This is a genomic window from Caulobacter henricii (assembly GCF_001414055.1).
Classification (GTDB): Bacteria; Pseudomonadota; Alphaproteobacteria; order Caulobacterales; family Caulobacteraceae; genus Caulobacter; species Caulobacter henricii.
Genome location: NZ_CP013002.1, coordinates 2662286 through 2686693 on the forward strand (window position 1 = coordinate 2662286; position 24408 = coordinate 2686693).

The window sequence follows — 24408 nt, forward strand, 5'->3', positions numbered from 1 at the left end:
ACAGCAGCAACGGGCCGTCAGTTGTCATCCACAAGGCTGCGGTAGGCGCGCCAACTGGCGAGGCCCAGCCAGGGAAAGACGAAGACCAGGGCGAGAAATCCCGTCGCGGCGGAGAGCAGAAGGAGCGCGGCGATGATCCCCGCCCAGAGCAGCAGCGGGAAGAAGTTGGCATTCACGGCGCGCACGCTGGTCGCCACAGCCTCGAAAACGCTGGCCCGGGGGTTGAGCAGCATCGGCGCGGATACGACCATCAGGGCGTAGGTCACAAAGGCCAGGGCCCCGCCGGTCAAGGTTCCGGTCAGCAGCATGACCCGTCCGTCACTGGAACCCAGGGCAAAGGCCACCAGGGCGTCCACGGTGGGGTGGCTCTGATAGGTCGACAGGCCGTAGACGATCTGGGCGACCCGACCCCAGAAGAAATAGATCAGCACCAGAAGCAGGCTGAGATAGGCGACGTCCTGGCGAAAGGCCGACCGGACGAAAAGGATCTGCATCAGGCCGGGGCGCTCTCCCAGGTCGATCCGTCGGCCGGCTTCATAGGGACCCATGGCCAGGATCGGGCCGACGATGACGAAGCCGGCGGTCAGGGCGAGGACCCTGAATGCACCATTGGTGGCATAGACGCCGTAACACAGCGCAAAACTCGCGGCCGCGACGCCGAGACCGTAAACCAACAGCGGCACGGGCGCTTTCATCAGGTCTCCCCAGCCTTCGGCCAGCCAGCCGAAAGGCGCCGAAAGACGGATCGTCCTGATGGGCGGCAGCCTCCGAGGTGCGTCCATGATGGGTTCCCCTCGCCCTTGATGATCGTTTCTGAGCGAGAAGGATGTCGCCGATCCGCCACGCTGGCAAGCATCGGGATTCGGCGAGCAGGTCGCGATACCGGGGAGGGACTCCTGCGGTCGGTTGGAGTTAGCCAGCCAGTTCCAGGCAAGGTGACTGTCCCGCCAGCCCGCTTTCGGGCACCAAGACTTGCTCCCGCGCCTATGATATCCGCCTGCGGATGGACAGCCTTGATATCGCCTTCGCCGAAGCCCGCCGCTATCTGGCCTCGCTGGACACCCGCCCCGTCGCCTCGCGCGGGACCCCGGCGGACATGCTGGCAGGGCTGCCGGCGCAGTTTCCCGCCCAGGGCATGGCCGCCGCTGAGGTGGTCCGAGCGATTGCGGCGGCGGCGGAGCCCGGATTGACCGCCAGCGCCGGCGGACGCTTCTTCGCCTGGGTGAAGGGCGGCGCACTGCCGGCCGCCCTGGCCACCGACATGATGTGCTCGGCCTGGGACCAGAATGTGGTTCTGGCCTCGACGAGTCCCGCAGGGGCCGTTCTAGAAGCGTTGGCCGGGCAGTTTCTGCTCGAGGCGCTGCGTCTGCCGGCCGAGGCGAGCTATGCCTTTGTCACAGGCTGCCAGATGGCGCATGTGACAGCGCTGGCCGCCGCCCGCCACGCGGTTCTGGCGGACAAGGGTTGGAACGTTGAGGTGCAGGGCCTGAACGGCGCGCCCGCGATCCGCGTCCTGGCAAATGCCCATCACCATTCGTCGGTCACCCGCGCCCTGCGCCTGCTGGGCCTGGGCAGCGACTGCATCGTGCCGCTTGGCGGCGATGAGCCCGGCCGGGTGTCGGCGGACGCCCTGCGCCTTGCCCTGGCCGACGCGCCGCAGATGGCCACGATCGTCGTGCTCAACGCCGGTGACCTGAACATCGGCGCGTCGGATGACTTCGCCACGCTCTGCCCGATCGCGCAGAGCGCGGGTGCCTGGGTTCATGTGGATGGCGCCTTCGGGCTCTGGGCCAATGCCAGCCCACGCCTGGCGTCGCAGGTCGCCGGCATCGAACTGGCCGACAGCTGGGCGACCGACGGACACAAGTGGCTGAACACACCCTATGACTGCGGCATGGCGATCACGCGCCACCCCGACGCCCATATCGCCGCCATGCGCATGACGGCGGCCTATGTGACCACCGGCGGAGCGGTGCGCGATCCGATGGATTTCACGCCGGAATGGTCGCGTCGCGCCCGCGCCCTGCCGGCACTGGCGGCCCTGATGGAGCTGGGCCGCGACGGGCTGGCCGCAATGATCGAACGCTGCTGCGACCATGCTGCGGCCATCTATGACGGGATCGTCCGGCTTGAGGGGGCGGTCGGGATCGCCCGGCCGACCCTGAACCAGGGCCTGATCCGGTTTGAAGCGCGCGACGGCGACAATCTCAGCGATGAGATGATCGCCGCCATCAATGCCAGCGGCGAGGCCTTTGTCAGCGGCGGCAGCTGGGACGGCGAGCGCGTGATGCGGATCAGCGTCTGCGGCTGGAACACGACCGACAACGACGTGGCACGGACTGTGGCGGCGGTCGGCGCGGCACTGACGCGTCTGCGCTGAAGCCGGTTGGGTAGGGCGTGGGCGAGATCTTCACGCGCCGGCGGATGAGGGTCGCGGCCAAGGCTCTGTCCCGGCCTGTCTTGCGATCCTTTGAAGACCGGCGTTACTTTCCCGGACTTGGGTCGCCGGGGGAGGCAGGAATTGGCCATCAAGACCAAGGTTTCCAGACGGGCCCTGCTGGGCACGGCGGGTGCCGGTCTGCTGTTTGCAGGCGGCTGGGTGGCGCTGGACAGCGCAAAACGCGGCGAGGTCGAAGAGCGGATACTGCCGTGGATCAGGGCCAATGCCCACGGCTTTGACCCGGCCCGGCCCGACAGCCTCTGGAGCCCGGCACTCGCCAGGGCCCTGGCCGGGGCCCGCATCATTGGCGTCGGCGAGGCGACCCACGGCAGCCATGAGGACGCCGTGGCCAAGGCGGCGATCATCCGGGGCCTCATCGTGTCCGGCACAGCCCGCGCCTTTTTCCTCGAGATCAACGCCCAGGCAGGACGTGAGCTTGACGCCTACATCCAGGGCGGAGCGGGGGAGGCCTCTGAGCGCCTGCGGACGTCCCACGCGTTCAAGGTGTTCAAGACCCGGGCGCTCGCCGACCTGCTCGGCTGGCTCAGGGACTGGAACCGCACTGCGCCGCAGCCTGTGCGCATCTTCGGTATCGACTGCCAGTCTACCGCCCGGGATGCCGCCGATGCCCTCGCCGCGCTCCGGCGGAGGGATCCGGCGGCGGCGGACCGGCTCGCCGCCCCGCTCGACCCGATCGTGTCCGCCCGGGCGCAGGGACTGCGGTTTCCCGTCCTGATCAAGTCGCTCACGACCGCCCAACTGCAGGCGGCGATGGGCGCGCTGGAGACCCTGCGCGCCGCGCTGGCCGCCCATCCCGACGACCGGGCCGCCCGCTACGCCGCCCGCACAGCCTGGCAGGGTCTGAAGGCGTTCGAACTGGAAACCAGCGACGGCAAGATCACGGGCGACGCCGCCGCCTATTATGCCCGCCGCGACCAGTTCATGGCCGAGAACATCCTGGAGGCACCGGCTGACGGGCCAGGCGTGTTCTGGGCTCATAACGCCCATGTGGCGGCCGGTGGACCGCCCGGCTCCAGCTTTGTCGCTGCCGGCGGCCAGTTGCGCCGCCGCCTCGGCGACGGCTATCGTGCGGTGGTGTTCGAATACGGAGCCGCGCGGTTCAACGCCGTCCCGACCCTGCCCGTGGGCCCGCCGCCCAACGCCGCAGATGCGACGGCGGTCTTACGGTGGACGGACCGTCGGGGCCGGCTGGCGCAGCTTCTCGAAAAGGCCCGAGGCGGATCGTTCTGGGGGCCGCTGCGCGACCTGCCCGATGACGAGGCCGGAAGGGCCTGGCGCGCCCTGCCCTACAGGCTCGCCTGGCCCGGCTATGCCGCTACACGTTGGCAAGCCGCCAACCTTGATCCGACGATCCCGAGCGGATCCCTGTTCGACGTGGTCGTCTACATCGCTGAGTTGACGCCTTCCAGGCCTGTGTAGCGCCGGGGACACCGCGTCATTCCAGCCGGTTCTGGTCAAGCCAGGCCCGGACCTGTTCGACCTGCGGCAACAGGCTTTCCACCATGTCCCTGGGAATGGCCCCCGTGGCCTGCTGAAGGAACGGAAACGCGGCGCGCATCGATTCCTCGCGGGCGTCCCTGCCCTGGGGCGTGAGCAGCACCCGCTTCGAACGGCCATCGACGGCATCCGGCTCAATCCGGATGAAGCCCTTCTCCTCGAGCCTGGCCAGAGTGCTGGTCATGGTCCCGCGGGTGACCTGAAGGACGGCAGCCAGCTGGGCCGGCGTCCTGTTGTCCCCCATGCGCACGCTGTGGTTCAGGACCGTGAATTGGGCGCGGGTCAGGCCATGCGGCAGCACGCGTTCGAAAGCCGTTTCAGCCAGCTGGTTGATGATGCCGATCTCGGTCAGCAGGCGAAACAGCAGTTGCTCATGCGAGGGCTTGTCGGCCTCAGGGTCCGCAGGTTCAGGCAAGGTGGGCGTCCAGTCCGCGTCGGGGTGTCGGCCCGATCTCGGGGCCATAGCCGATACGATAGAGCATCTGAATACGCTTGCCGCCGCCGATCAGACCGTGGACTTCGCGGTACAGGTCCTTCATCTCGGCATATTCCTGCAGGGACTGGCTCCAGGGATGAACCCCGAGCCCGAGGCTGGTGGCCTTGAGATTGGTCCGGACATAGGCGCGGCCGGCATTGATCTGGTCAATCCGCGACCGGTTCTCATTGCTGATCCAGCCAAAGGCACGCGCCGACAGGGCCATCGAGCGATAGAGCTCCAGACCCTGCTGGAAGGCCGTCGACTTCGGATCCGCAAGGGTCTCCCGCGTCATGAAGCCCAGCCATCGCCCGGCCTCGAAGATCGGTCCCTCCAGCTCGATGCCGTCCGGATTGGCCGTGACTTCGGCGGCCCCGATGCGCATGAGGTCAACGGATTCCTGGTTGGTCGCCGGCGTTGTCACCTCTTTCTGGTGTGCGCGCCACGTCAGGTCACGCAGGTGCTCGGCCAGACGGGTATTGCCGATGGTTTCCGACGACGCGCCGAACAGGCGTCCGGCCTCTGAGATCTGCTGGAGCGCAGATTCCGAAACGTCCCGGGGTTCATAGACCTCCTTGTTCGAGCGTCGGGCGAGGATCTGCGCAAACAGCGGGTCGGGGCTGACGCCGCCCTTGGTGAAGGACACGTGCGCCACCGGCCGCTGGTCGAGTGTCTGCATGTCCTCGCCGTCCGGGAAGGGCGTGACCGTCGCCTGATAACCGTCCTGGGCGGCGGCCAAGACCAGCAGTTCGAGAAAGGCCCCGCAGCCGATGGTGATCTGGCGGTCGAAAGGGTCGGTGGCCGGCAGGCGGCGCTTGAGGTCGCAATAGAGGGTCAGGGCGTCCTGCCCGTCGAGCCTGACCCGCCAGGGCTGGCGGTTGTGCGGGTTGGGGGCAAGCAGGGCATAGGACAGGGCGCGGCGACGGAACTCGCTATACTGGCCGGCCTTGCGCCAGGGTTCGCGCGCGGCCTCCGAGGGGCCGCTCGTGGCGATGATGCCGCCACCGGCCGCTGCCGCCAAAACGACCCCGCCCCCGATCAACTTCAGAACATTGCGACGCGACGTCATGAACGGCACCTTTTGTTTGATACCATATTATATTGGTTTGATGCCAAACCTTTGTCAAGGCCCGGCGACCTGCGACCCCCGGCCCGACTTGGCATGGCTCTTTCGGATCAAGTTGCTAAGGTGACCCGACTGAGGTGAGGTGTCGGCTATAAGCGCTGATGGCAAAAACAGCGGCCAAGGGGCCCTAGGAACCTGGCGCCTGGCGGCCTTTGCCCTGCCCTGCGTTCCGGTGGCGGCGATGCTCATGCCTGTCGTCGTCTATCTGCCCAACTATTACGCCACGGATCTGGGCGTTAGTCTGACGGCGATCGGACTGGCCTTCGGCATCGTACGGCTATTCGATCTGTGGCTGGATCCGACCCTCGGGTTCCTGATCGACAGGACTAATACGCGCTTTGGCCGGTTCAAGCCCTGGCTGGTCGCCGGCCTGCCCATTGCCGTCCTCGCGGTCTGGATGCTGTTCATGGCGCGCCCGGGTATCGACGGAAACTACATCCTGCTCTGGCTGGTCCTCGGGTTTCTGGGCCAGTCCATGGCGACCATGGCGCACGTCACCTGGGCGGCCCGGCTGGCTCCGGAATATGGGCAGCGCGCGCGCGTCTTCAGTTGGTGGCAGGGGTTCACCGTCCTGGGCATGCTCATCGTGCTTGCCATGCCGCCGCTGATGAAACTCGGCTTCGGGCTCGACTACGGTCAGGGCGTGCGGGCCATGGGCTGGTTCGTGGTGCTGAGCCTGCCCGTAGCCATCCTTCTGGCCCTGTTGGCCGTTCACGAGCCGAAGTCGCCTCCGAACACCCAGCCTGCCAACTGGCGCCACTATCTGGATCTGATCCGCCGGCCATCGATCCTGCGAATACTCGGATCGGACATTCTTCTGGGGACGGGCCCGGTCATCGCCGGAACCCTGTTTTTCTTCTATTTTGAAGCCATCCGCGGCTGGGACCGGTCTGAAGCCGGCCTGCTGCTGCTGCTCTATTTCATCGGCGCGCTGATGGGCGCGCCCCTCTGGGGGCGGCTTGGACTGGCGATCGGCAAGCACCGCGCCCTGGCCATCGCCTCTGCGGCTTATGCGGTTGCCCAACTGTCGGTGCTGATCGCGCCAGAGGGCCTGGTCTGGGGGATCGTGACCATGACCCTGGCCGGCCTGCCCTATAGCGCCGGTCCGATACTGCTGCGCGCCATGATGGCCGACCTGGGTGACGAAGAGCGCCTGAAGAGCGGCGTGGATCGCAGCGGTCTCATGTTTGGTTTGCTGAGCGGGGTCGTCAAGATCGGGTCTGCCGTCGCGGTATTTGCCTCCGTCAGCGCGCTGGAGGCCTTTGGCTTCAAGGCTGACCTGGGCGCCGAGAATGCGACCCAGGCCTTGCGGGTTCTCGCGATCAGCTTCGCCGTCGTGCCCGCCCTTCTGGCCCTGGCCGGCGCAGCCCTGATCACCGGTCACAGCCTGGACAAGGCTTCGCATGATGAGATCCGCAAGGCGCTTGAGGTGCGCGATGCCGCGCAGACCTCAGCGGAACAAAGGGCCACACACACGAATTATTGAAAGTCGATGTTTCTGCTTGTCGATAATGCGTATGTGTCCCGGCTTCCGCAGGGCGTTTTGCCCTGCCGCACCGGACTCCCGGAGATACCCATGACGGCAAGACGCATCGTGTTGGGCGGGACTATCGCCGCCGTGTTTCTGGGAACCGTCGCCATGGCCGTGGAAGAACCTGCCTTTAAGCCGGTCCTCAAGGACGGTGCCTTCGAGGTCCGCGACTATCCGGCCCTGGTGGTCGCCGAGGTGACGGTCAGCGGCGATCAGAAACAGGCCGCCGGCAATGGGTTTCGCCTTCTGGCCGGCTACATCTTCGGCGGCAACCGGACCAAGCAGAGCATCGCCATGACCGCGCCCGTCGCCCAGGCTCCGGCCAGCCAGAAGATCGCCATGACCGCGCCGGTGACCCAGATTCAGGGCAGCAAGACCTGGGTGGTGCGGTTCACCATGCCCAGCGCCTATAGTCTGGAATCTCTGCCCACGCCGAACGACCCCAGGGTGCAGCTGCGCCAGCTGCCCCCGACCCGCTTTGCCGTGCTGCAGTTTTCCGGCCTGGCCCGCCCGGAGGCGGTCGCCGCCCGGACTGTCGAGCTTGAGAGCCTGGTCACCGCCCGCAAGCTGACGGCGGTCGGCCCTGCCGCCCTGGCCCAGTACAATCCGCCCTGGACGCCCGGCTTCCTGCGGCGCAACGAGGTGATGATCCCCATTGCCCGCTGAGGCCGGCCGCCGCCCAGCCGCCTGGATGCTGGCCCGGCGCGTCGGCCGGGCCCGCTTCAACGCCTCGCGATCTTCGGCGCATCAGGCCGTTTTGGCGGTCGCCGCGATCCAGCGATTCACGCGGGTCTCAAGAACGGGAAGCGGCAGCGACCCGGCCGACAGCACCGTGTCATGGAAGCCCCTGAGGTCGAACTTCGCGCCCAGCTCCCGGCGAGCCTTGTCGCGCAGTGCCAGGATCGTCTGCATCCCGACCTTGTAGGAGGTCGCCTGCCCCGGCGTGACGAAGTAGCGGCGGATCTCCGAGCGGATCTTGGCGATCGGCTGGGGTGAGTTGGCGGTGTAGAAGCTCATGGCCTCCGCCTCGCTCCAGCCCTTGGCGTGGATGCCGGTGTCGACCACCAGCCGGATCGCCCGCCAGATCTCGCGGCCAAGCCGGCCGAAGTCGCTGTACTGTTCCTGATAGAAGCCGACCTCCTTGGCCAGGCGCTCGACATAGAGCCCCCAACCCTCGGCATAGGCACCGTAGCCGGCCTGGGTACGGAAGACCGGGATGCCAGTCATCTCCTGGGCCAGCGAAATCTGCATGTGATGGCCCGGCCAGCCCTCGTGGTACGAGGTGCCCTCGATCTCGTAGATCGGCGTGGCGCGCGTATCGGACAGGTGCACGTAGTAGACGCCGGGGCGTCCGGCCTCGAGCGAACCGGAGTTGTAGTGCGCCGCGCCGCCCGGCTCCGCGCGATAGGCCTCGACCTGTTTCACGACCAGATCGGACTTGGGAATGCGGCCGAAATACTGCGGCAGCTTCGCCTTCATCGCCGCCAGATGGTCCTCAGCCAGCTTGAGATAGCGCGCCCGGCCCGCGTCGTCGTTGGACACGTAGAAGCGATCGTCGGTGCGCATGAAGACGAAGAACTCTTCCAATGTGCCGGCAAAGCCGATCCTGGCCTTCAGGGTCTCCATCTCGGCGCGGATCCGGGTGACTTCCGACAGGCCCAGCGCGTGGATTTCGTCCGCCGTCATGTTGGTCGTGGTCTGCAGCCGCAGCATGGCGTTGTAGAAGGCTGCGCCATCCGGCAGCGCCACCGCGCCCCGGGGTTCGGCGGATGCCTTCTCGCGGTCCGTCGCGAGCCAGGCACCCAGCCGGTCGTAGGCGGGCTTCATCTTCGTGGTCATCGCCTCGGCGACCGCCTTCGTCAGCGTCTCAGCCCGGGCGTCGTCGATAGCCCCGGTCTTGCGGAGCGCCGCGATCTTGCCCTTGGCGTCGGCGAACAGCGCTGAGTCCGGACCGTCGCCGAACGGGGCGCCGACGCCCAGGCGGCGCACTTCCTCGATCGACTGGTCATAGGCGAAGCGCGGCATCCGCACGCCGGCCGCCGCCGCCCGCTGGGCCCGGCCGAGCTCGCCATCCAGCGCCGGACCGATGGCCGCGACGCGGGCGACATAGGCTTCCATGTCCGCCGGCGTATCCACCCGGTGGGTGTTGATCATGAAGCCGGGCAGCCCCGTATGCGGCCCGCTGCGGACGAACACATAGGCGTGGCCGTGCCAACGAAACTCGTCCTCCTCGCGCTCCAGTTCGAGGGACCACATGTCGAACGAGGTGCGGGCGTCTTCGCCGAGGGTGGCCGGATCGAACCGGCGCTTCATCTCGGCCACGGACTTGCGGCGCCACTCCAGCCGGCGCAGGCGGCCGGCGTCCGAGCGGTCGGTCAGTTGGTCATTCGCGGTCTTGCGGCCCAGCCGCGTGAGCCGCTCGGGCTCCATCGCCAGTTCCTGCTCGAAAGCCTCGTCAAAGAAGGCGGTCAGTAACTGGTCGGTGCCCGCGGTGGGCGTCGCCGCCAGGGCGGCCGGAGCCGCGGCGGCTGTCGCCGCAAGGCCAAATCCGAAGTCGCGCCGCGATAGCCGCATGGGAATTCTCCTGACGAACGATGAACCGAGCTGACCCTAATGGGCTTCGACAGCCGGGGACAGCGGGGAGCGACTTCATCAGTGCGTCTTCCGGGGGACCCGCCTGGCTGAGCGGCCGGCTACGACGAGACGTTCCGGCAGCTGGACGCTCTGCCGGCGACGCTCGCCGCGTGAGGATATGACCCTAGCCGCCCGGGTGCAGGCCCGGGGCTTCCTGGCCCGTCCGGGAGACATATTCCGTATAGCCGCCGCCATACTGATGGACGCCCTCGGGGGTCAGTTCCAGCACGCGGTTGCTCAGGGCCGCTAGGAAGTGGCGGTCGTGCGAAACGAACAGCATGGTGCCCTCAAAGTCGGCGAGGGCTGCGACCAGCATCTCCTTGGTCACCATGTCGAGGTGGTTGGTCGGTTCGTCCAGCACCAGCAGGTTGGGCGGATCGAACAGCATCTTGGCCATGACCAGACGCGCCTTCTCGCCGCCGGACAGGACCCTGCAGGGCTTTTCGACATCATCGCCGGAGAAGCCGAAACAGCCCGCCAGGGTCCGCAGCGCACCCTGCCCCGCCTGCGGGAACGAGCCCTCCAGGGACTCAAAGATCGTGTCCTCGCCGTCCAGCAGATCCATGGAGTGCTGGGCGAAATAGCCCATCCGGACGCTGGCCCCGATATTGACCGTGCCCTGGTCGGGCTTGGTGTCGCCGGCCACCAGTTTCAGCAGGGTCGACTTGCCGGCGCCGTTCGCCCCGAGGACGCACCAGCGCTCCTTGCGGCGGACCAGGAAGTCGAGGCCCTCATAAATCGGCCGCTCGCCATAGCCCTTGTGGACATTGCGCAGGCTGATCACATCGTCGCCGGACCGCGGCGGGCTCTGGAACTCGAACTGCACCGTCTGGCGACGCCGCGGGGCTTCGACCCGCTCGATCTTGTCGAGCTTCTTGACCCGGCTCTGGACCTGGGCGGCGTGCGAGGCGCGCGCCTTGAACTTCTCGATGAACTTGATTTCCTTGGCCAGCATGGCCTGCTGGCGCTCGTACTGCGCCTGGCGCTGCGCCTCGCCGAGCGCGCGCTGCTGGTCGAAGAAGTCGAGATCGCCCGAATAGGTGATCAGGGAGCCGGCATCGATCTCGATCACCTTGCCGATGATGCGGTTCATGAAGGCGCGGTCGTGCGAGGTCATCAACAGCGCGCCGTCATAGGACTTCAGGAAGGCCTCCAGCCAGATCAGGCTTTCCAGATCCAGGTGGTTGGAGGGCTCGTCCAGCAGCATGCCGTCGGGCCGCATCAGCAGGATGCGGGCCAGGGCCACGCGCATCTTCCAGCCGCCGGACAGCAGGCCAACATCGCTATCCATGCGTTCCTGGCTGAAGCTCAGGCCGGCCAGAACCTCGCGCGCCCGGGCGTCCAGGGCATAGCCGTCCAGTTCCTCGAAGCGCGCCTGCACCTCGCCATAGCGTTCGAGGATGGTGTCCAGTTCGTCGGCCTGGTCCGGATCGACCATGGCCGCCTCGAGACGGGCCATTTCGGTGGCCAGGGCGCTGACGGGGCCGACGCCGTCCATCACGGCGGCGACCGCGCTCTGGCCCGACATCTCGCCGACATCCTGGCTGAAATAGCCGATCGTCATGCCAGGATCGATCACGACCAGTCCGTCGTCGGGCTGCTCCTGACCGGTGATCATCCGGAACAGCGTGGTCTTGCCGGCGCCGTTCGGTCCGACTAGCCCAACCTTCTCCCCCTTCTGGACGCCCATCGAGGCGTCGATGAACAGGATCTGGTGGCCGTTCTGCTTGGAGATGTTGTCGAGGCGGATCATGGGGCGGTCTGCTAACGCGGGACGCGGCAGAAGACCAGCCTTGGTGCCAAACCCCTCCGGGCAAGCTGAGAGGATTATCAGCGCCAGGGCTCTGCTCAGGCCCCTTCGATGTTCCTGGTACAGCCCTGTTTCGACCGCCGGGGCTGCCTAAGTCTTGCCGCCCCCCATTTGGCACCGCATAAATCCCTGCGGCTTTTCGCCAATAGCAGTTGCTCAGGGTTCCCATGCAGTTTGACGACGTGATCCTGGGTCGGCGGAGCATTCGCGGCTACAAGCCAGACCCCGTGCCCCGGGCGCTGATCGAGGAGATCATCGGCCTGGCGATGCGGGCCCCGTCGTCGATGAACTCGCAGCCGTGGAACTTCTACGTCCTTTCCGGCGAGCCTCTGGACCGGATCCGCGCCGGCAATACCGAACGCAATCTGGCGGGCGTGCCCCACTCGCGGGAGTTCCGCACCGGCGAAGGCTTTACCGGCCAGCACCGCGACCGCCAGGTCGGCGTCGCCAAGCAGCTGTTTTCCGCCATGGGGATCGCGCGCGACGACAAGGACGCCCGTCAGGACTGGGTCCTGCGCGGCTTTCGGCAGTTCGACGCCCCCGTCTGTGTGATCGTGACCTATGACCGGGTACTGGCCGGCAGCGACGACACCCCCTTCGACTGCGGGGCCGTGGCCACCACCCTGGTCAATGCCGCCTGGTCGCGCGGCCTGGGGGCGGTGATCAACAGCCAGGGCATCATGCAGTCGCCCGTGGTGCGCGAGCATGCCGGCATCGCCGACGACCAGGTGATCATGAAGAGCATTGCCCTCGGCTGGCCCGATGACAGCTTCCCGGCCAATGCGGTGGTCTCCGAACGCAAGTCGGTGGCCGAGGCCACGGTCTTCGTCGGCTTCGACGCGGATCCGGCCGGCCAGGCTTAGGCCAGTAGTCGCTCAAACACCCAGTAGGCCGCCGTGATGCCGATCCCGTAGGCGGCCACTCTCTGGGCCATGCGACGGCGTTCCGGGGCGAACCGGCGGATCAGGTCGAGCACCAGAAGGCCCGCGCCGACGATCACCAGCTGCCCGATCTCGACCCCGATATTGAAGGTCAGCAGGGCCGTGGGCACTTCGCGCTCGGGCATGCCGATCTCGGCCAGGGCCCCGGCAAAGCCGAAGCCATGCAGCAGGCCAAAGGCAAAGGCCACCAGCCAGGGGGCCCGCTCCGAGAGGCGCGGCGGTCCCTCGGGGCGTGACTTCAGGATTTCGACGGCCAGGAACACGATCGACAGGGCGATGCAGATCTCCACCGGCTGCCGCGGCACGCTGATCAGGTGCAGGGAGGTCGCGACCAGGGTCAGGGAATGGGCGATCGTGAAGGCCGTGACCGTCTTGGCGATCCTCAGGCCACCGCGCAGCAGCAGCACCAGGCTGAGCACGAACAGCAGGTGATCATAGCCGGCCAGGATGTGCTCGATCCCCAGCACCAGATAGGTGCGGGCCACCTGCAGCCGGTCGGGCACCGCACGGATCTCCACGGCGGGCTGATCGGCCGTCAGGCGGGCGACCTGCACCGGTCGGCCCTGCGGCGCGATCCGCACCAGGGCGTCGGAGAAGGCCGCATCCAGTCCGCTGAGCCCGACAGACCGGCCGGCCAGGCCGCGCGGACAGTCAAGCGACCAGACCTCGACCACGGCACCGCTGACCAGGGTCCGGACGGGTGGCGGGGCCCGGCAGTCCGCCTGCAGGGTCGGGGCGGCATGGGTCGCCAGACCACCGCGGATCGGGGCCTTCCAGACCATGCGCCAGGTCGCGGCGGAGGTCTGGGTCAGCTCCAGATAGCCCGGCCTCAGGTCATCGGCCCGCGCCACGCCCGTCAGGGCCAGCAGGGCCAGGACCAGGGCGACCGCCCGAGCCAGCCTCATCGAGGCCGCGCTATGACGACGTCATAGCCCTTGAGCAGGTCCTGATAGGCCTGGACCTCGCGCTGCGCCCGGGTGGCGGCCCGCCAGTCATTGTCGACAGCCTGACGCACTGTGGCCAGGTCAGGCGTTCGTCCGGCCTCGACGGCACTGACCCTGACCAGATGCAGTCCGAAGCCGGACCGCACCGGGCCGCTCCAGCGCCCTTGCGGCGCGCGCAACAAGCCTTCCGCGAAGCCGTCGCCAAACTGCCGGTCGATCTCCATTCGCGTGGCTAGCGACAGGCTGGTCGGGACCGACAGGCGCTGGCCGAGGCCGGCCGGACCGGCCCCGGCTGCCAGGCGCGCCAGGGCTTCGGACGCTGCGGCCGCGCCGGCGTCCTGATCGGTGGCTGAACCCAGATAGATCTGCTCGAAACTGACCTTCGGATCTTCGGCATAGAGGGCCGGATGGGCCTTCAGCCAGGCCTGCAGAACGGCCTCACTCGGCTTGGCGCTCTCCAGCTGGTCGACGGCCAGGAACTCCATCTTCGAACGCAGCCGCCGCCGGACGACCGGGTCGTCCTCCTCCAGTCCCAGCCGCAGGGACTCGCGGTAATAGACCTCTTCCTGGACATAGTCCGAGATCAGGCCGTCCAGCTCGGCCGCCGTCGGCGGGCGATGCCAGGTCTGCATCCATTGGGTGCCGATGCGCTGGACCCGCGCTTCATCCACCTCGATGCGGCGATCGCCCGGATCCGCATTGCCGCCCCACAGGGAGAACAGGGCGAAGATCAGGGCACCGGCCAGCAGGAACTGGGCCAGGGGCTCACGCAACCCCTGGAGGACAAGCTCACGAAGCTTCATCGATCAGCCCCGGGGCGTGTACCAGATCGGTGAGGTATAGGCCCGCTCCTGGTCCTTCATCTTCACCTCGGGGCCCATCTTCACCTTGTAGCGGACCGCGTCATAGGCCACCCAGCGCGGGGTCGGAATCTCCAGCACCCGCACATAGTAGAAGGCCTTCAGGCTCGGATCGAAGTCAGGATCGGTCCAGACCGTGGTCAGTTCGGGCGCGCCGATCGAATTGGCATAGGTCGCCGTGGCGAGGTCGACCGTGTCGCCGACCGGCGGCACCTTGCCCCCCTTGGGGACCCGCCGCGCCGCATCGCTCCAGACCACGTCATAGACCTGCTCGTGGGTGACGCCGGCCTTGTCGACCCAGCCCTTGACCATCTGCACGCGGTCCAGATTGGCCCCGATCGGGTCCTTCAGGGCCGAGACGATAAAGACCGGGGCCTTGCTGGAACCGGCCTTCAGATCGGACCCCATGGGCACGCCGCGGGCATAGCCGGCCTTGACCCAGTTGGTCTTGAGATCATTGGCCGTGAAGTCCCAGCCGCCGAACACCCGCACCTGCATGCGTGGTCCGGTCGTGGCATAGACCTCGCGCTTCATCATCGCGTCGAAGATCGCGGCCCGCGTATTGGACTTGGCCCAGACCCCGGCATAGCCGCCCGCCAGATAGTGATAGCCAAAGCGGCCCTCACGGCTGCCCAGGTTCTGCGGCTCCATGGCCCGGCCGGGGCGAGGCTCGACCCCTGCATGCTTGCCGAAGAAGTTGTCTTCATCCGCCGTCGCCAGGGCCGTATGGGAGTCGGTCGAGCCGATCATGCCCATCTTGTACGGATTGACCCCGGTCTTGGCCTCGATGGCCAGGCCGCGCTTGAGCGCCTCGCGCACATAGTCGCCGGCCAGCATGTCGGGCGTCTTCTTGGATGACATGGGCAGGTTGCCCAGGTCCCAGCCGGCATCGCCAAAGTCGGCGAACTCGTCGTTCGGCGAGAGGAAAGGATGGGACTCGCTGTCGCCCTTGATCTGGGTCGCTTCGACGATCGGCTCACGGGCCGCGCGGCGACGGGCATAGTCCGCCGACATCGGGCCGCCATCAGGCCCCGTCAGTTCGAACATCAGGCCGTTGGACACATTGGAGTTATGCGGAATGGCCAGGGCCTTGCCACCGGTCGTCTTCTCATAGGCGTCCATATAGTCCCACAGCATCGCCGCCGAGGTCCCGACCAGGGACGAATAGGGCACCACCTTGGAGGCCTCGGCCTTGCCGTCGCGGAACATCACCACGCGGTGCAGATTGTCGCCCTTCGGCATCAGGGTGTATTCGAAGCCCATGAAGGCGCTGAACTTGCCCGGCTCATTGTAGCGCTCGACGATCGACAGATGGTCGTTCCAGATCGATCGGGTGGCCTTTGCAGAACGCTTCGGATCGGTGATGTCGGGCGGAAGCGAGCCACTGGCAGCGGCGTCGATGAGTTCACCGGTCGCCTTCAGTGAGCCTTGCGGGCCCTCATGCATCATATCATGCCAGCGAAGAAGCAGCGGATTTCGCAGCAGGAAGCGCGGCGCGTCATAGATCTTGCGGGTAAAGCCCAGGCCGTCGGAATGGTCGGCAATGACGAGGAAGTCCAGCGGGCGGGCCAGCTTGGCCTTCATGCCGCCGGTCGAGGTCACTTCTTCACCGCGCGCAAAGCGCAGGGCCTCTTCCGACCCCAGGCGAACCCCGAAGCCGAAGGCATCGACCGAATTGCTGGTGTGCAGGTGGGTGTCGCCCCAATAGACCCGTTCGGGATAGGCGGTTTCGACTACGGCGGACTTGCTGTTCCCGCCCACCTTGGACCCGACCTGATCGCAGGCCGCCAGTCCGAGCACGCAGCCGCCGGCTGCAGCCATGGCCACAATGGTCTTTTTCATTTTGCCCCCCTCAGGACCTTTTTATGGAGCCTAGACCTGTCGGAGGGTCAGATGCACGCGCGATTTGCAGTCTTGCGGCTCGGATCGTGCCACAATCTTCCGAATTCCCACTGCACCCGTGCGACCAGGATCGAACGAAAATCCCTGCCATTCAGGCGCAAACGAACGAGACCGATGCTCGACCCGCTCTGATCGGCAACATCATGCTCATGCGTGGATTCGAAGAGGATATGTTTCCTCTGATAGCGCCTGAAGGTTTTCTGGTCTTTGCCCCATAACCAGCCCGACCTATCTGGGACGCGTGAAGCGATGCCGCTTCTGCCCCTCCTGGGCGTTTCCTCCCTATCTCTGGGCCCGGCGGCTGCGTCGGGCCTTTTTTTCTGTCCCGGCGATCAAGGAGGCTGGAATAGAGATGGGCAAGGCTCGGGAGTCATCACGTCCCAATGGTCCGCACCGGCCACGGGGAGCGGCCTCTAGCCGAAGAGTGCGTCGATCTGGCTTTGGGTGACGTCGGGCCCGTTCAGGGCCGGCCCGTTGATGGTCTGCTCGCGGTACAGTCGCTCGGTCTCGGTCTCAGCCACCGGCGTATCGACCACGCCGGCGCTGGTAGCGACGCGGTTCAGGCGAACTTCCAGGGTTTGCAGGAGGTCCGAAACCTTGCTCAGCCTCTGGCCGATCAGGTCATGAAAGCCGCAGGCCTCCAGAATGGCGATGGCATGACCCTGGACCTCGGGTGGCACGGGAACCGGAGCGGCGAGGATGGCTTCGGCGGATGTCAGGATCTTTTCGACCCCGGCCTCGGCCTCTCGTCGGAGGGCACCAATCTCGGCCAGGACGGCTGGCAGGCGCACGGCCCCCATCTGATGGGACCCAAGGCTACCGATCACCGCGCGCAGCGCGGTCAGGCTCTCATGCAGCGATGCAATCTCGCTGGATGCCGGCCGTTCGGCGCTTTCGGCGGAGAAAGGGTCAGGCGCTGGGCGCATCGGCAAGGTCACTGATGGATCAACTCCCAGAACATTTTCCGACAAGTACGAAGTGGGTATCCGATCGAAGAACGCTCTCAACTATTGGTTCACAGCCTTGTTTCGCCCGACCCGGATGACGCCATCAGGTCGGAATGGACATTCGGCTGCGGGTCTGCCCCGCCGGATGTCAGAACTCGCCGAAGATGGTCGACATCTTCTGCTTCAGGGTCTCGGCATTGAAGGGCTTGACGATGTAATTGTTGGCCCCGGCCTGTTTGGCGGCGACGACGTTTTCCGTCTTGCTCTCGGCCGTGATCATGATGAACGGCGTGCGGCTCATGCCGGCGTCGCCGCGCACGGACTTGAGCAGGTCGTAACCCGTCATCGGCTCCATGTTCCAGTCGGAGATCACAAGGCCATAGGGCTTGCGCTTGAGCTTGCCCAGGGCCTCTTCGCCACTGGCGGCTTCGTCGAGATTGTCAAAACCAAGCTGTCGCAGCAGGCTGTGAACGATCCGGATGGTGGTCTTGTAGTCATCGACAACAAGGATAGGCATTGAAGCGTCGGCGGCCATTCTGTCCTCCAGGAATACGGTCAGGCATCACCAGAACACAGCTCTGTAAAAATATGCTTGTGATGCCATCTGGGACATCTTGACGCACCCGATATGGGTATTCGCCCCCGAGGCTCAGCCGGGGTTCTTGCATAGAAACAGCAATTCCGATTTCGCGGCCGCAAAGGCGCTGCATTCAGCGCTTTCCCCTATGCTGACAGGTCCGCGTGGGGAGCAACCCGTAACTGACAATTAACTAACAAGGACCAGCCTTCGAGTCAGATTTCCTCTCTAGGAATAAGCCCATGGCCGGCGACGACATGATCGACCAACGACTCGACTTCCTCGGGATCGACCGCGAGGCGCGCAGCGCCCTGCGATCGGCCAGCAGTCTTGTCGCCAAGGAATTGCCCGGCGTTCTGGATAAATTCTACGACAAGGTCCGCTCGACCCCGGACGTTCGTCGCTTCTTCAGTGGCGACGGCCAGATGGATGGTGCCAAGTCCGCGCAGTTGCGCCATTGGGCCTCTATCGTTTCCGGCAATTTCGACCAGCAGTACATCGACAGCGTCCGCAAGATCGGCCTCGTCCATGCGCGCATCGGCCTGGAGCCTCGCTGGTACATCGGCGGCTATGCCCAGCTGATGGAAGGCCTAATGCGCAAAATGATCGCCGAGGCCTTCGGCGGCGGCGTCATGAAGATCGGCCGCCGCAAGGGGGGCAAGGATCTGGCCGATCAGATGACCGCCGTCATGAAGGCGGTTCTGCTCGACATGGACTATTCAATTTCGATCTATCTGGAATCGATCGAGAGCGAAAAGCAGCGCGAGATGAATGACCTGGCCGAACGCTTCGAGGCCAGCGTCGGCAAGATCGTGGGAAGCGTCGCCGATCAGGCCCGGGAGCTGGAGGCGACGGCGCGCGCGATGGCCGACACGGCGACCCGCACCAGCGAGCAGTCCACCACCGTCGCCGCCGCTGCCGAAGAAGCCACGGCCAATGTCGCCATTGTCGCCTCTTCCTCGGACGAGATGGGCAAATCGGTCGCCGAAATCGCCCAGCAGGTCAATCACTCGACCAATATGGCGGGCCAGGCCGTGCTGCGGGCCCAGGCCACCAGCGAGACCATCGATCGCATGTCGCGCTCGGCCGAGAAGATCGGCGAAGTGGTCCGGTTGATCAGCGACATCGCCGGCCAGACCAATCTGCTGGCCCTGAACGCAACGATCGAAAGCGCCCGGGCCGGCGAGGCCGGTCGCGGCTTTGCTGTCGTTGCCGCCGAGGTCAAGAGCCTGGCCACCCAGACCGCCAAGGCCACGGAAGATATCTCCAGCCAGATCAGCGAGATCCAGCTGATCACGGGAGATACCGTGATCGCCATCGCCGACATTCAGCGCACCATCGATGAGATGAATACGGTGTCGGTCGCGATCAATGCCGCCGTCGAGCAGCAGTCCGCAGCGACCCGCGAGATCGCCCGCAATACCAATGAGGCGGCCAATGGCACCCAGGACGTGTCGCGCAACATTTCGGAAGTCCTGCTTGGGGCCAATCAGACCGGGGCCGCATCGCAACAGGTGGTGATGGCCTCGCAGGAACTGGGGCGCCAGGCCTCGACCTTGCGGGCCGAGGTCGAGGCCTTCCTGCGTTCCGTGCGAGCCGCCTGATCGTGACTGTCACATCTCGTCAAGTCGATAGGCGCCGCCATGGATGACCTGATCTCCGACTTCCTGACCGAGGCCAATGAGAGCCTTGAGGTCATCGACATCGAGCTCGTCCGCTTTGAGGGCCATCCGGGTGACCGGCCGGCGCTCGACAAGATCTTCCGGCTTGTCCACACCCTGAAGGGCACCTGCGGCTTCCTTGGGCTGGGTCGACTGGAATCCCTGGCCCATGCCGGCGAGACCCTGCTGGGTCGCTTCCGGGACGGCAAGCTGCAGGTCAGCGGCGAGGCCGTCACCCTGGTTCTAAGGTCGATCGACCGCATCAAGTTGGTGATCGACGGCCTGGGCGCCACAGGTACGGAACCGGCCGGTGATGACAGCGACCTGATCGCGGCCCTGGAAGCCATGGCGATGGGCGCGCCTGGCGTCGAGACGCCCGCGTCGGCGCCTGAGCCTGAGCCCGAGCAACAGGTCGAGGGCTATGACCCTGTTCTGGGCCGCGCCCTACGCCCGGGTGAAGTCTCTACGGCGGACCTCGACGCGGCCTTCGCCGCGGCGGAAGGTCCGGTCGATTCTGCCCCCCCTGCCCTGACCGAGCCCTCAGCAGCGATAGCTGATCCGCGGCCGGTGGGCACGGTCGAAGAAGACGCCGCGCCAATCGCCGCGACCCAGTCGATCCGGGTCGGGGTCGACGTCCTCGAAGACATGATGACCCTGGTCTCCGAGCTGGTCCTGACCCGCAACCAGCTTCTGCAGATCAATCGGGGCCGGACCGACGACAGTTTCTCGCCGCCCCTGCAGCGGCTCTCGACGATCACCGGAGAACTGCAGGACAGCGTCATGAAGACGCGGATGCAGCCGATCGGCCAGGCCTGGAAGAAGCTGCCGCGGATCATTCGCGACCTGGCCAACGAACTCGACAAAAAGATCGACCTTGTTCTCGAGGGCGAGGCCACAGAACTCGACCGCCAGGTCCTTGAGCAGATCCGTGACCCCCTGACCCACATGGTCCGCAACTCAGCGGATCATGGACTCGAAGGCCCGGCAGACCGCCGGACGGCGGGCAAGGCTGAGACCGGGACGATCCACCTTTCCGCCTATCATGAAGGCGGCTCGATCGTGATCCGGCTGCGCGATGACGGCCGCGGTCTGGATACGGCCCGGATTCGCGAAAAGGCGATCGAAAAGGGGCTGCTGACCCGCAGCGACGCAGAGGCGCTCAGCGAAAGCCAGGTCCACCGCCTGATCTTCGCGCCGGGCTTCTCGACCGCCGCCGCCATCACCAATGTCTCCGGCCGCGGCGTCGGCATGGACGTGGTGCGCAGCAACATCGAGCAGATCGGCGGTCAGATCGATCTGCAGTCGACCTTTGGCTCCGGCTGCACGGTCACCATCAAGATCCCCCTGACCCTGGCCATCATCTCGGCCCTGATCGTCGGGGCCAGTGGCGAGCGTTTCGCCGTGCCCCAGGGCGCGGTGCTCGAGCTGATCAAGATTGGCGACGGTGCCGAGCACCGGACCGAGGTCATCGAACAGGTTCGCATGGTCCGGTTGCGGGAAGAACTCGTGCCGCTGATCGACCTGGGCGCTGAACTGGGCCTGCCCCAGACCTCACAGCCGAACTTCGTGATGATCATGAAGGTGGGAAGCCACCGCTTCGGGGTCATGGTCGAGGAAGTCATCGATACTGAAGAGATCGTTGTCAAACCTTTGGCCAGCGTGCTGCGCGGCATCTCGGTCTTCTCAGGCGCGACCCTCCTGGGCGACGGCTCGGTCGTGCTGATCATCGAGCCTAATGGCCTCGCTCAGCGGGCTGGCGAGATGCCTCTGGCGGCAAGGCGGGCGATCGACGCCGCCGCAACCAATGACGATGACGCCAAGATCGAGCGCAAGACCATGCTGCTGGTCCGTGTCGGGTCCGGTGCCCTCAAGGCGGTTGAGCTGGGCCAGATCACCCGGCTTGAACATGTGCCGGTCGGTGAGTTGCAACACCTCGGCTCGCGCGCGGCCCTGCAGTATCGTGGCAAACTGATGCCGGTGCTGTGCGTCGATGAGGATCAACGCCTCAAGACAGAGGGCGTCCAGCCCATGCTGGTTGTCGCCGGCATGCTCTACACCATGGGACTGGCCGTTGATCGCATCGTCGATGTGGTCGAGACCCCCGTGACGATCGAGCTGAGCCCGACCAAGACCGGCATCATCGGCACGGCCCTGATCAATGGTCGGGCTACCGAGATCATCGACCTTGACCATTTCATGATCATGGCCCTGGCAGAGCATGCCCGGACCGGACCGGCCAGCCAGGCAGGTCAAGCCCAGGAGGCGGCATGAGCGTTCGCGACTATGTGACCGTCCGCGTCGGCGGCCATCTGTTCGGGATCGAAGCGCTGTCGATCCAGGACGTTTTCTATCCCCGCAACATCACGCCGGTTCCCCTGGCGGCCCACGAGATCCTGGGTGTGCTGAACCTGCGCGGCCGGATCGTGACGGCCGTCTGTGCTCGCCGGCGGCTGGGACTTCAGCCCCGCGAGGCCGGTGCGCCGGAGCCCAAGGCGGTCGGGATCGAGGTCGGCGGTGACAATTACGGCCTGATCGTCGACCAGGTCGAATCCGTGATGAAACTGGACTCTGACGAGATGATCCCGCCCCCCGACAACCTGCCTCCGCGCTGGGCAGAAATCATTCCGGGCGTCTTCAGATTGCCGGACTCCCTCCTGGTGATTTTTGATGCGCCGCGACTACTGACGGCGGGCCTGCAATTGGGAGTTGCCGCATGACCCGGTTCTTGGTGGTGGACGACAGTGGGGTGATCCGCAAGGTGGCCCGGCGGATGCTTGAGTCCCTGGGCTATGCCGTGAATGAAGCGGTCGACGGCGAAGACGCCCTGCAGGCCTGCCTCGGCGATATGCCCGACGCGGTGCTGCTGGACTGGAACATGCCAAATATGGATGGCCTGACCTTCCTGGAAGCCCTCAGAGCGTCGCCGAACGGAACCCGTCCGAAGGTGCTGTTCTGCACCACGGAAAGCGACTTCGACCACATCGCCGCCGCCATGGAAAAGGGCGCGGACGAGTATCTGTTCAAGCCCTTTGACCAGTCGACCCTGGAGAGCAAGCTGTCCATGACCGGGATCGCTCCGTGACGATACAGCCAAACCCTGCCGTTGCCCGAAGCGACCGTGTCAGGGTCATGATTGTCGACGATTCTGCGGTCGTTCGGGGCATGGTCTCGCGATGGCTGGACGCACGGGCCGACATCGTCGTCGTTGCCATGGCGGTCGACGGACTACAGGCCCTGAAGAAGCTTGAAGAACACGAGATCGATGTCTGTGTCCTCGACATCGAAATGCCCAACATGTCGGGCCTGGAGGCCCTGCCGAAGCTTCTGGCCCTTCGCCCGCGGCTGAAGATCATCATGGCCTCGACCCTGTCGGAGCGCGGGGCGGAAATCACCCTTCGGGCGCTGAGTCTCGGAGCGACCGACTTTATCCCCAAGCCCTCGACCAGCCGGATCGGCGGCGCGGAAGCCTATCAACGCGACCTGATCGAGAAGATCGTCCAGCTCGGCCGCCGGCACACGCCGGCGATCGAGCGGCCCATCAAGTCCTATCTGACGTCAAAGACCGAGCCGGTGCTCGCTCCCCCCCCCGTACGCAATGACCCGCGCCCGAGCCGCAAGGTCCGGCTGGAGGCCCTGGTTGTGGCCGCCTCCACCGGCGGCCCCCGGCCCTGCGCGAAGTTGTGTCCGGTCTTGGAGCTCACTGGCGCGGTCCGATCCTGATCGCCCAGCACATGCCGCAGGGCTTTACCAGGGCCCTCGCCCAGATGATTGGACGGGTGACGCCGATGACCGTCAAGGAAGGCGAGCACGGGGAACCAGTGACCGATGGCGTGATCTATATCGCGCCGGGCGGGTTCCACATGATCGTCGAGCGCGGCCGGGACGGCACGCCGACCATTCAGCTCAATCAGGGTCCCGAGGTACACTGGTGCCGTCCGGCGGCCGATCCTCTGTTTATCAGCGCCGCCGAGGTCTGGGGCGGGGCGGTGGCCGGTATGGTGCTGACCGGCATGGGTCATGACGGCCGCGACGGGGCACGGGCCCTGACGGAGCGTGGCGGACCAGTCCTCGTTCAGGACGAGGCCAGCAGCGTCGTCTGGGGGATGCCGGGGTCCGTTATCCATGCGGGCGTGCCCGCCGAAATCCATCCTTTATCGGCCCTGGCGCCGCAATTTCTGCAGTGGACACGAGTGGGAACGGCATGAGCACTCCAGATCTCAAGCATTTCAGGGACCTGCTGCAGTCACGGACCGGGATCGTTCTGGACGCCAGCAAGGGCTATCTGATCAATACCCGGCTGGCCTCGGTCGCCGGGACGAGCGGCTATGAAACCGTCGATGCCCTGCTGGCGGACATCCGCAAGGCCCCGGTCGAGCGGATCGTCGAGGCAGCGATCGACGCCATGACGACCAACGAGACGCTGTTCTTTCGCGATCAGAAGCCGTTCGATCTGCTGCGGCGCACCTTCGTCGACCTTGGCCGCAATCGGCGCGGGCCGATCCGGCTCTGGAGCGCCGCCTGTTCGACCGGCCAGGAGCCCTATTCCATCGCCATGCTCTGGCAGGAGGTGGCTCATCTGCTGCCCGGCGTGAGCCTCGAAATCATGGCGACGGATCTGTCGCGCGAATGTCTGGCCAAGGCCCAGGCCGGGATCTATTCGGGCTTCGAAGTGCAGCGGGGCCTGCCGGTCCAGAAACTGATGAAGCACTTTGAACGGGTGGGCGAAAGCTGGCAGATCAAGGGCGATGTGCGCAGCGCGGTAACCTGGCGGCGCTTCAATCTGCTCGATAATCCCAGCCATCTGGGCCGGTTTGACATCGTGTTCTGCCGCAATGTGCTGATCTATTTTGACACCAGCACGCGCAAGGCGATCCTCGAACGCATTGCCGGCCAGGTCGTCGATGATGGCTATCTTGTCCTGGGTGCCTCCGAAACGGTGATGGGCGTCACCAACGCCTTCCAGGCGGGCCCTGACGCCGGACTCTACCTGAAGACTTCCGCCACCCGCCCGGCAGCGGCCCGACTGACGGCCTAGGCCTCAG

Annotated in this window: 21 protein-coding genes and 2 pseudogenes; 13 read left to right on the top strand and 10 right to left on the bottom strand. The window is 65.9% G+C overall.

All coding sequences use genetic code 11. From position 1 onward, the window contains the following. Positions 1-17 precede the first annotated feature (17 nt). Positions 18-695: a DUF2189 domain-containing protein gene (locus AQ619_RS12545; protein ID WP_236849468.1), complete on the bottom strand. Its 678-nt coding sequence runs from the start codon at positions 693-695 to the stop codon at positions 18-20. A gap of 308 nt (positions 696-1003) precedes the next feature. Here AQ619_RS12545 and AQ619_RS12550 point away from each other — a divergent pair, with 308 nt between their 5' ends. Then, complete coding sequence (locus tag AQ619_RS12550; RefSeq protein ID WP_062148068.1) at positions 1004-2380, top strand: pyridoxal phosphate-dependent decarboxylase family protein; 1377 nt, start codon at positions 1004-1006, stop codon at positions 2378-2380. A gap of 141 nt (positions 2381-2521) precedes the next feature. After that, the gene (locus AQ619_RS12555) at positions 2522-3880 is read left to right on the top strand and encodes an erythromycin esterase family protein (RefSeq protein WP_062148072.1); all 1359 of its coding nucleotides are present in this window, start codon (positions 2522-2524) and stop codon (positions 3878-3880) included. A 16-nt stretch (positions 3881-3896) separates the two neighbouring features. On the opposite strand, the gene AQ619_RS12560 is transcribed toward AQ619_RS12555, so the two are convergent. Together AQ619_RS12560 and AQ619_RS12565 are read right to left on the bottom strand one after the other, a co-directional pair. Next, the gene (locus tag AQ619_RS12560; protein ID WP_062148075.1) at positions 3897-4373 is read right to left on the bottom strand and encodes a MarR family winged helix-turn-helix transcriptional regulator; all 477 of its coding nucleotides are present in this window, start codon (positions 4371-4373) and stop codon (positions 3897-3899) included. Next, positions 4366-5502 carry an Acg family FMN-binding oxidoreductase gene (locus AQ619_RS12565; RefSeq protein ID WP_062148078.1) on the bottom strand — a complete coding sequence of 379 codons (1137 nt, stop codon included), beginning with the start codon at positions 5500-5502 and terminating at the stop codon, positions 4366-4368. The genes AQ619_RS12560 and AQ619_RS12565 overlap by 8 nt, the downstream gene beginning before the upstream one ends. A 139-nt stretch (positions 5503-5641) precedes the next feature. Between AQ619_RS12565 and AQ619_RS12570 the strand changes: the two genes are divergently transcribed. Beyond that, the gene (locus AQ619_RS12570; RefSeq protein WP_062148080.1) at positions 5642-7045 is read left to right on the top strand and encodes an MFS transporter; all 1404 of its coding nucleotides are present in this window, start codon (positions 5642-5644) and stop codon (positions 7043-7045) included. 90 nt (positions 7046-7135) lie between these two features. Then, on the top strand, positions 7136-7756 hold the full coding sequence (locus tag AQ619_RS12575) for an SOUL family heme-binding protein (protein ID WP_207205003.1): 621 nt from the start codon (positions 7136-7138) through the stop codon (positions 7754-7756). Between the two features lie 81 nt (positions 7757-7837). On the opposite strand, the gene AQ619_RS12580 is transcribed toward AQ619_RS12575, so the two are convergent. Both AQ619_RS12580 and AQ619_RS12585 read right to left on the bottom strand, forming a co-directional pair. After that, the gene (locus tag AQ619_RS12580; protein ID WP_062148083.1) at positions 7838-9664 is read right to left on the bottom strand and encodes a DUF885 domain-containing protein; all 1827 of its coding nucleotides are present in this window, start codon (positions 9662-9664) and stop codon (positions 7838-7840) included. Between the two features lie 184 nt (positions 9665-9848). After that, positions 9849-11477: an ABC-F family ATP-binding cassette domain-containing protein gene (locus AQ619_RS12585; RefSeq protein WP_062148086.1), complete on the bottom strand. Its 1629-nt coding sequence runs from the start codon at positions 11475-11477 to the stop codon at positions 9849-9851. Positions 11478-11701: 224 nt separating this feature from the next. Here AQ619_RS12585 and AQ619_RS12590 point away from each other — a divergent pair, with 224 nt between their 5' ends. Beyond that, a complete protein-coding gene (locus AQ619_RS12590) occupies positions 11702-12397 on the top strand; it encodes a nitroreductase (protein ID WP_062148089.1) in 696 nt (231 codons plus the stop codon). Here AQ619_RS12590 and AQ619_RS12595 read toward each other — a convergent pair. The 5 genes from AQ619_RS12595 to AQ619_RS12615 all read right to left on the bottom strand — a co-directional run bounded on the left by AQ619_RS12595 (position 12394) and on the right by AQ619_RS12615 (position 17663). Then, positions 12394-13380 carry a HupE/UreJ family protein gene (locus tag AQ619_RS12595; protein WP_062148092.1) on the bottom strand — a complete coding sequence of 329 codons (987 nt, stop codon included), beginning with the start codon at positions 13378-13380 and terminating at the stop codon, positions 12394-12396. The genes AQ619_RS12590 and AQ619_RS12595 overlap by 4 nt on opposite strands. Continuing rightward, positions 13377-14222, bottom strand: coding sequence for a peptidyl-prolyl cis-trans isomerase (locus AQ619_RS12600; RefSeq protein ID WP_062148095.1), 846 nt, complete (start codon positions 14220-14222; stop codon positions 13377-13379). Before AQ619_RS12600 ends, AQ619_RS12595 begins: the two co-directional genes overlap by 4 nt. A gap of 3 nt (positions 14223-14225) precedes the next feature. Next, on the bottom strand, positions 14226-16121 hold the full coding sequence (locus AQ619_RS12605; RefSeq protein WP_062148098.1) for a DUF3604 domain-containing protein: 1896 nt from the start codon (positions 16119-16121) through the stop codon (positions 14226-14228). 473 nt (positions 16122-16594) lie between these two features. Continuing rightward, on the bottom strand, positions 16595-17107 hold the full coding sequence (locus tag AQ619_RS12610) for a hypothetical protein (protein ID WP_062148101.1): 513 nt from the start codon (positions 17105-17107) through the stop codon (positions 16595-16597). 169 nt (positions 17108-17276) lie between these two features. Beyond that, positions 17277-17663, bottom strand: coding sequence for a response regulator (locus AQ619_RS12615; RefSeq protein ID WP_062148103.1), 387 nt, complete (start codon positions 17661-17663; stop codon positions 17277-17279). 299 nt (positions 17664-17962) lie between these two features. Here AQ619_RS12615 and AQ619_RS19375 point away from each other — a divergent pair. The 8 genes and pseudogenes from AQ619_RS19375 to AQ619_RS12645 form a co-directional block, all read left to right on the top strand. Next, positions 17963-18436 (top strand): annotated as a pseudogene (locus AQ619_RS19375) (protoglobin domain-containing protein); the annotation flags it as partial. 48 nt (positions 18437-18484) lie between these two features. Further along, positions 18485-19309, top strand: a pseudogene (locus AQ619_RS18810) (methyl-accepting chemotaxis protein); the annotation flags it as partial. Between the two features lie 39 nt (positions 19310-19348). After that, on the top strand, positions 19349-21637 hold the full coding sequence (locus AQ619_RS12625) for a chemotaxis protein CheA (protein ID WP_062148106.1): 2289 nt from the start codon (positions 19349-19351) through the stop codon (positions 21635-21637). Next, on the top strand, positions 21634-22083 hold the full coding sequence (locus AQ619_RS12630) for a chemotaxis protein CheW (protein WP_062148110.1): 450 nt from the start codon (positions 21634-21636) through the stop codon (positions 22081-22083). Before AQ619_RS12625 ends, AQ619_RS12630 begins: the two co-directional genes overlap by 4 nt. Next, positions 22080-22448 carry a response regulator gene (locus AQ619_RS12635; RefSeq protein ID WP_062148113.1) on the top strand — a complete coding sequence of 123 codons (369 nt, stop codon included), beginning with the start codon at positions 22080-22082 and terminating at the stop codon, positions 22446-22448. The genes AQ619_RS12630 and AQ619_RS12635 overlap by 4 nt, the downstream gene beginning before the upstream one ends. Positions 22449-22495: 47 nt before the next feature. Continuing rightward, positions 22496-23086, top strand: coding sequence for a response regulator (locus AQ619_RS19380; RefSeq protein ID WP_236849469.1), 591 nt, complete (start codon positions 22496-22498; stop codon positions 23084-23086). Further along, entirely contained in the window at positions 23047-23571 is a 525-nt protein-coding gene (locus tag AQ619_RS19385; RefSeq protein ID WP_236849470.1) for a CheB methylesterase domain-containing protein, read from the top strand. Before AQ619_RS19380 ends, AQ619_RS19385 begins: the two co-directional genes overlap by 40 nt. Beyond that, positions 23568-24401, top strand: a complete 834-nt coding sequence (locus AQ619_RS12645) for a CheR family methyltransferase (RefSeq protein WP_062148117.1) — start codon at positions 23568-23570, stop codon at positions 24399-24401. The genes AQ619_RS19385 and AQ619_RS12645 overlap by 4 nt, the downstream gene beginning before the upstream one ends. Positions 24402-24408: the final 7 nt, after the last annotated feature.

Coding starts and splice junctions, on each gene's coding strand:
- AQ619_RS12545 (WP_236849468.1), bottom strand. CDS start 695: ATGAAAGCGCCCGTGCCGCTGTTGGTTTACGGTCTCGGCGTCGCGGCC.
- AQ619_RS12550 (WP_062148068.1), top strand. CDS start 1,004: ATGGACAGCCTTGATATCGCCTTCGCCGAAGCCCGCCGCTATCTGGCC.
- AQ619_RS12565 (WP_062148078.1), bottom strand. CDS start 5,502: ATGACGTCGCGTCGCAATGTTCTGAAGTTGATCGGGGGCGGGGTCGTT.
- AQ619_RS12575 (WP_207205003.1), top strand. CDS start 7,136: ATGACGGCAAGACGCATCGTGTTGGGCGGGACTATCGCCGCCGTGTTT.
- AQ619_RS12580 (WP_062148083.1), bottom strand. CDS start 9,664: ATGCGGCTATCGCGGCGCGACTTCGGATTTGGCCTTGCGGCGACAGCC.
- AQ619_RS12585 (WP_062148086.1), bottom strand. CDS start 11,477: ATGATCCGCCTCGACAACATCTCCAAGCAGAACGGCCACCAGATCCTG.
- AQ619_RS12590 (WP_062148089.1), top strand. CDS start 11,702: ATGCAGTTTGACGACGTGATCCTGGGTCGGCGGAGCATTCGCGGCTAC.
- AQ619_RS12595 (WP_062148092.1), bottom strand. CDS start 13,380: ATGAGGCTGGCTCGGGCGGTCGCCCTGGTCCTGGCCCTGCTGGCCCTG.
- AQ619_RS12600 (WP_062148095.1), bottom strand. CDS start 14,222: ATGAAGCTTCGTGAGCTTGTCCTCCAGGGGTTGCGTGAGCCCCTGGCC.
- AQ619_RS12605 (WP_062148098.1), bottom strand. CDS start 16,121: ATGAAAAAGACCATTGTGGCCATGGCTGCAGCCGGCGGCTGCGTGCTC.
- AQ619_RS12610 (WP_062148101.1), bottom strand. CDS start 17,107: ATGCGCCCAGCGCCTGACCCTTTCTCCGCCGAAAGCGCCGAACGGCCG.
- AQ619_RS12615 (WP_062148103.1), bottom strand. CDS start 17,663: ATGGCCGCCGACGCTTCAATGCCTATCCTTGTTGTCGATGACTACAAG.
- AQ619_RS12625 (WP_062148106.1), top strand. CDS start 19,349: ATGGATGACCTGATCTCCGACTTCCTGACCGAGGCCAATGAGAGCCTT.
- AQ619_RS12630 (WP_062148110.1), top strand. CDS start 21,634: ATGAGCGTTCGCGACTATGTGACCGTCCGCGTCGGCGGCCATCTGTTC.
- AQ619_RS12635 (WP_062148113.1), top strand. CDS start 22,080: ATGACCCGGTTCTTGGTGGTGGACGACAGTGGGGTGATCCGCAAGGTG.
- AQ619_RS19380 (WP_236849469.1), top strand. CDS start 22,496: ATGATTGTCGACGATTCTGCGGTCGTTCGGGGCATGGTCTCGCGATGG.
- AQ619_RS12645 (WP_062148117.1), top strand. CDS start 23,568: ATGAGCACTCCAGATCTCAAGCATTTCAGGGACCTGCTGCAGTCACGG.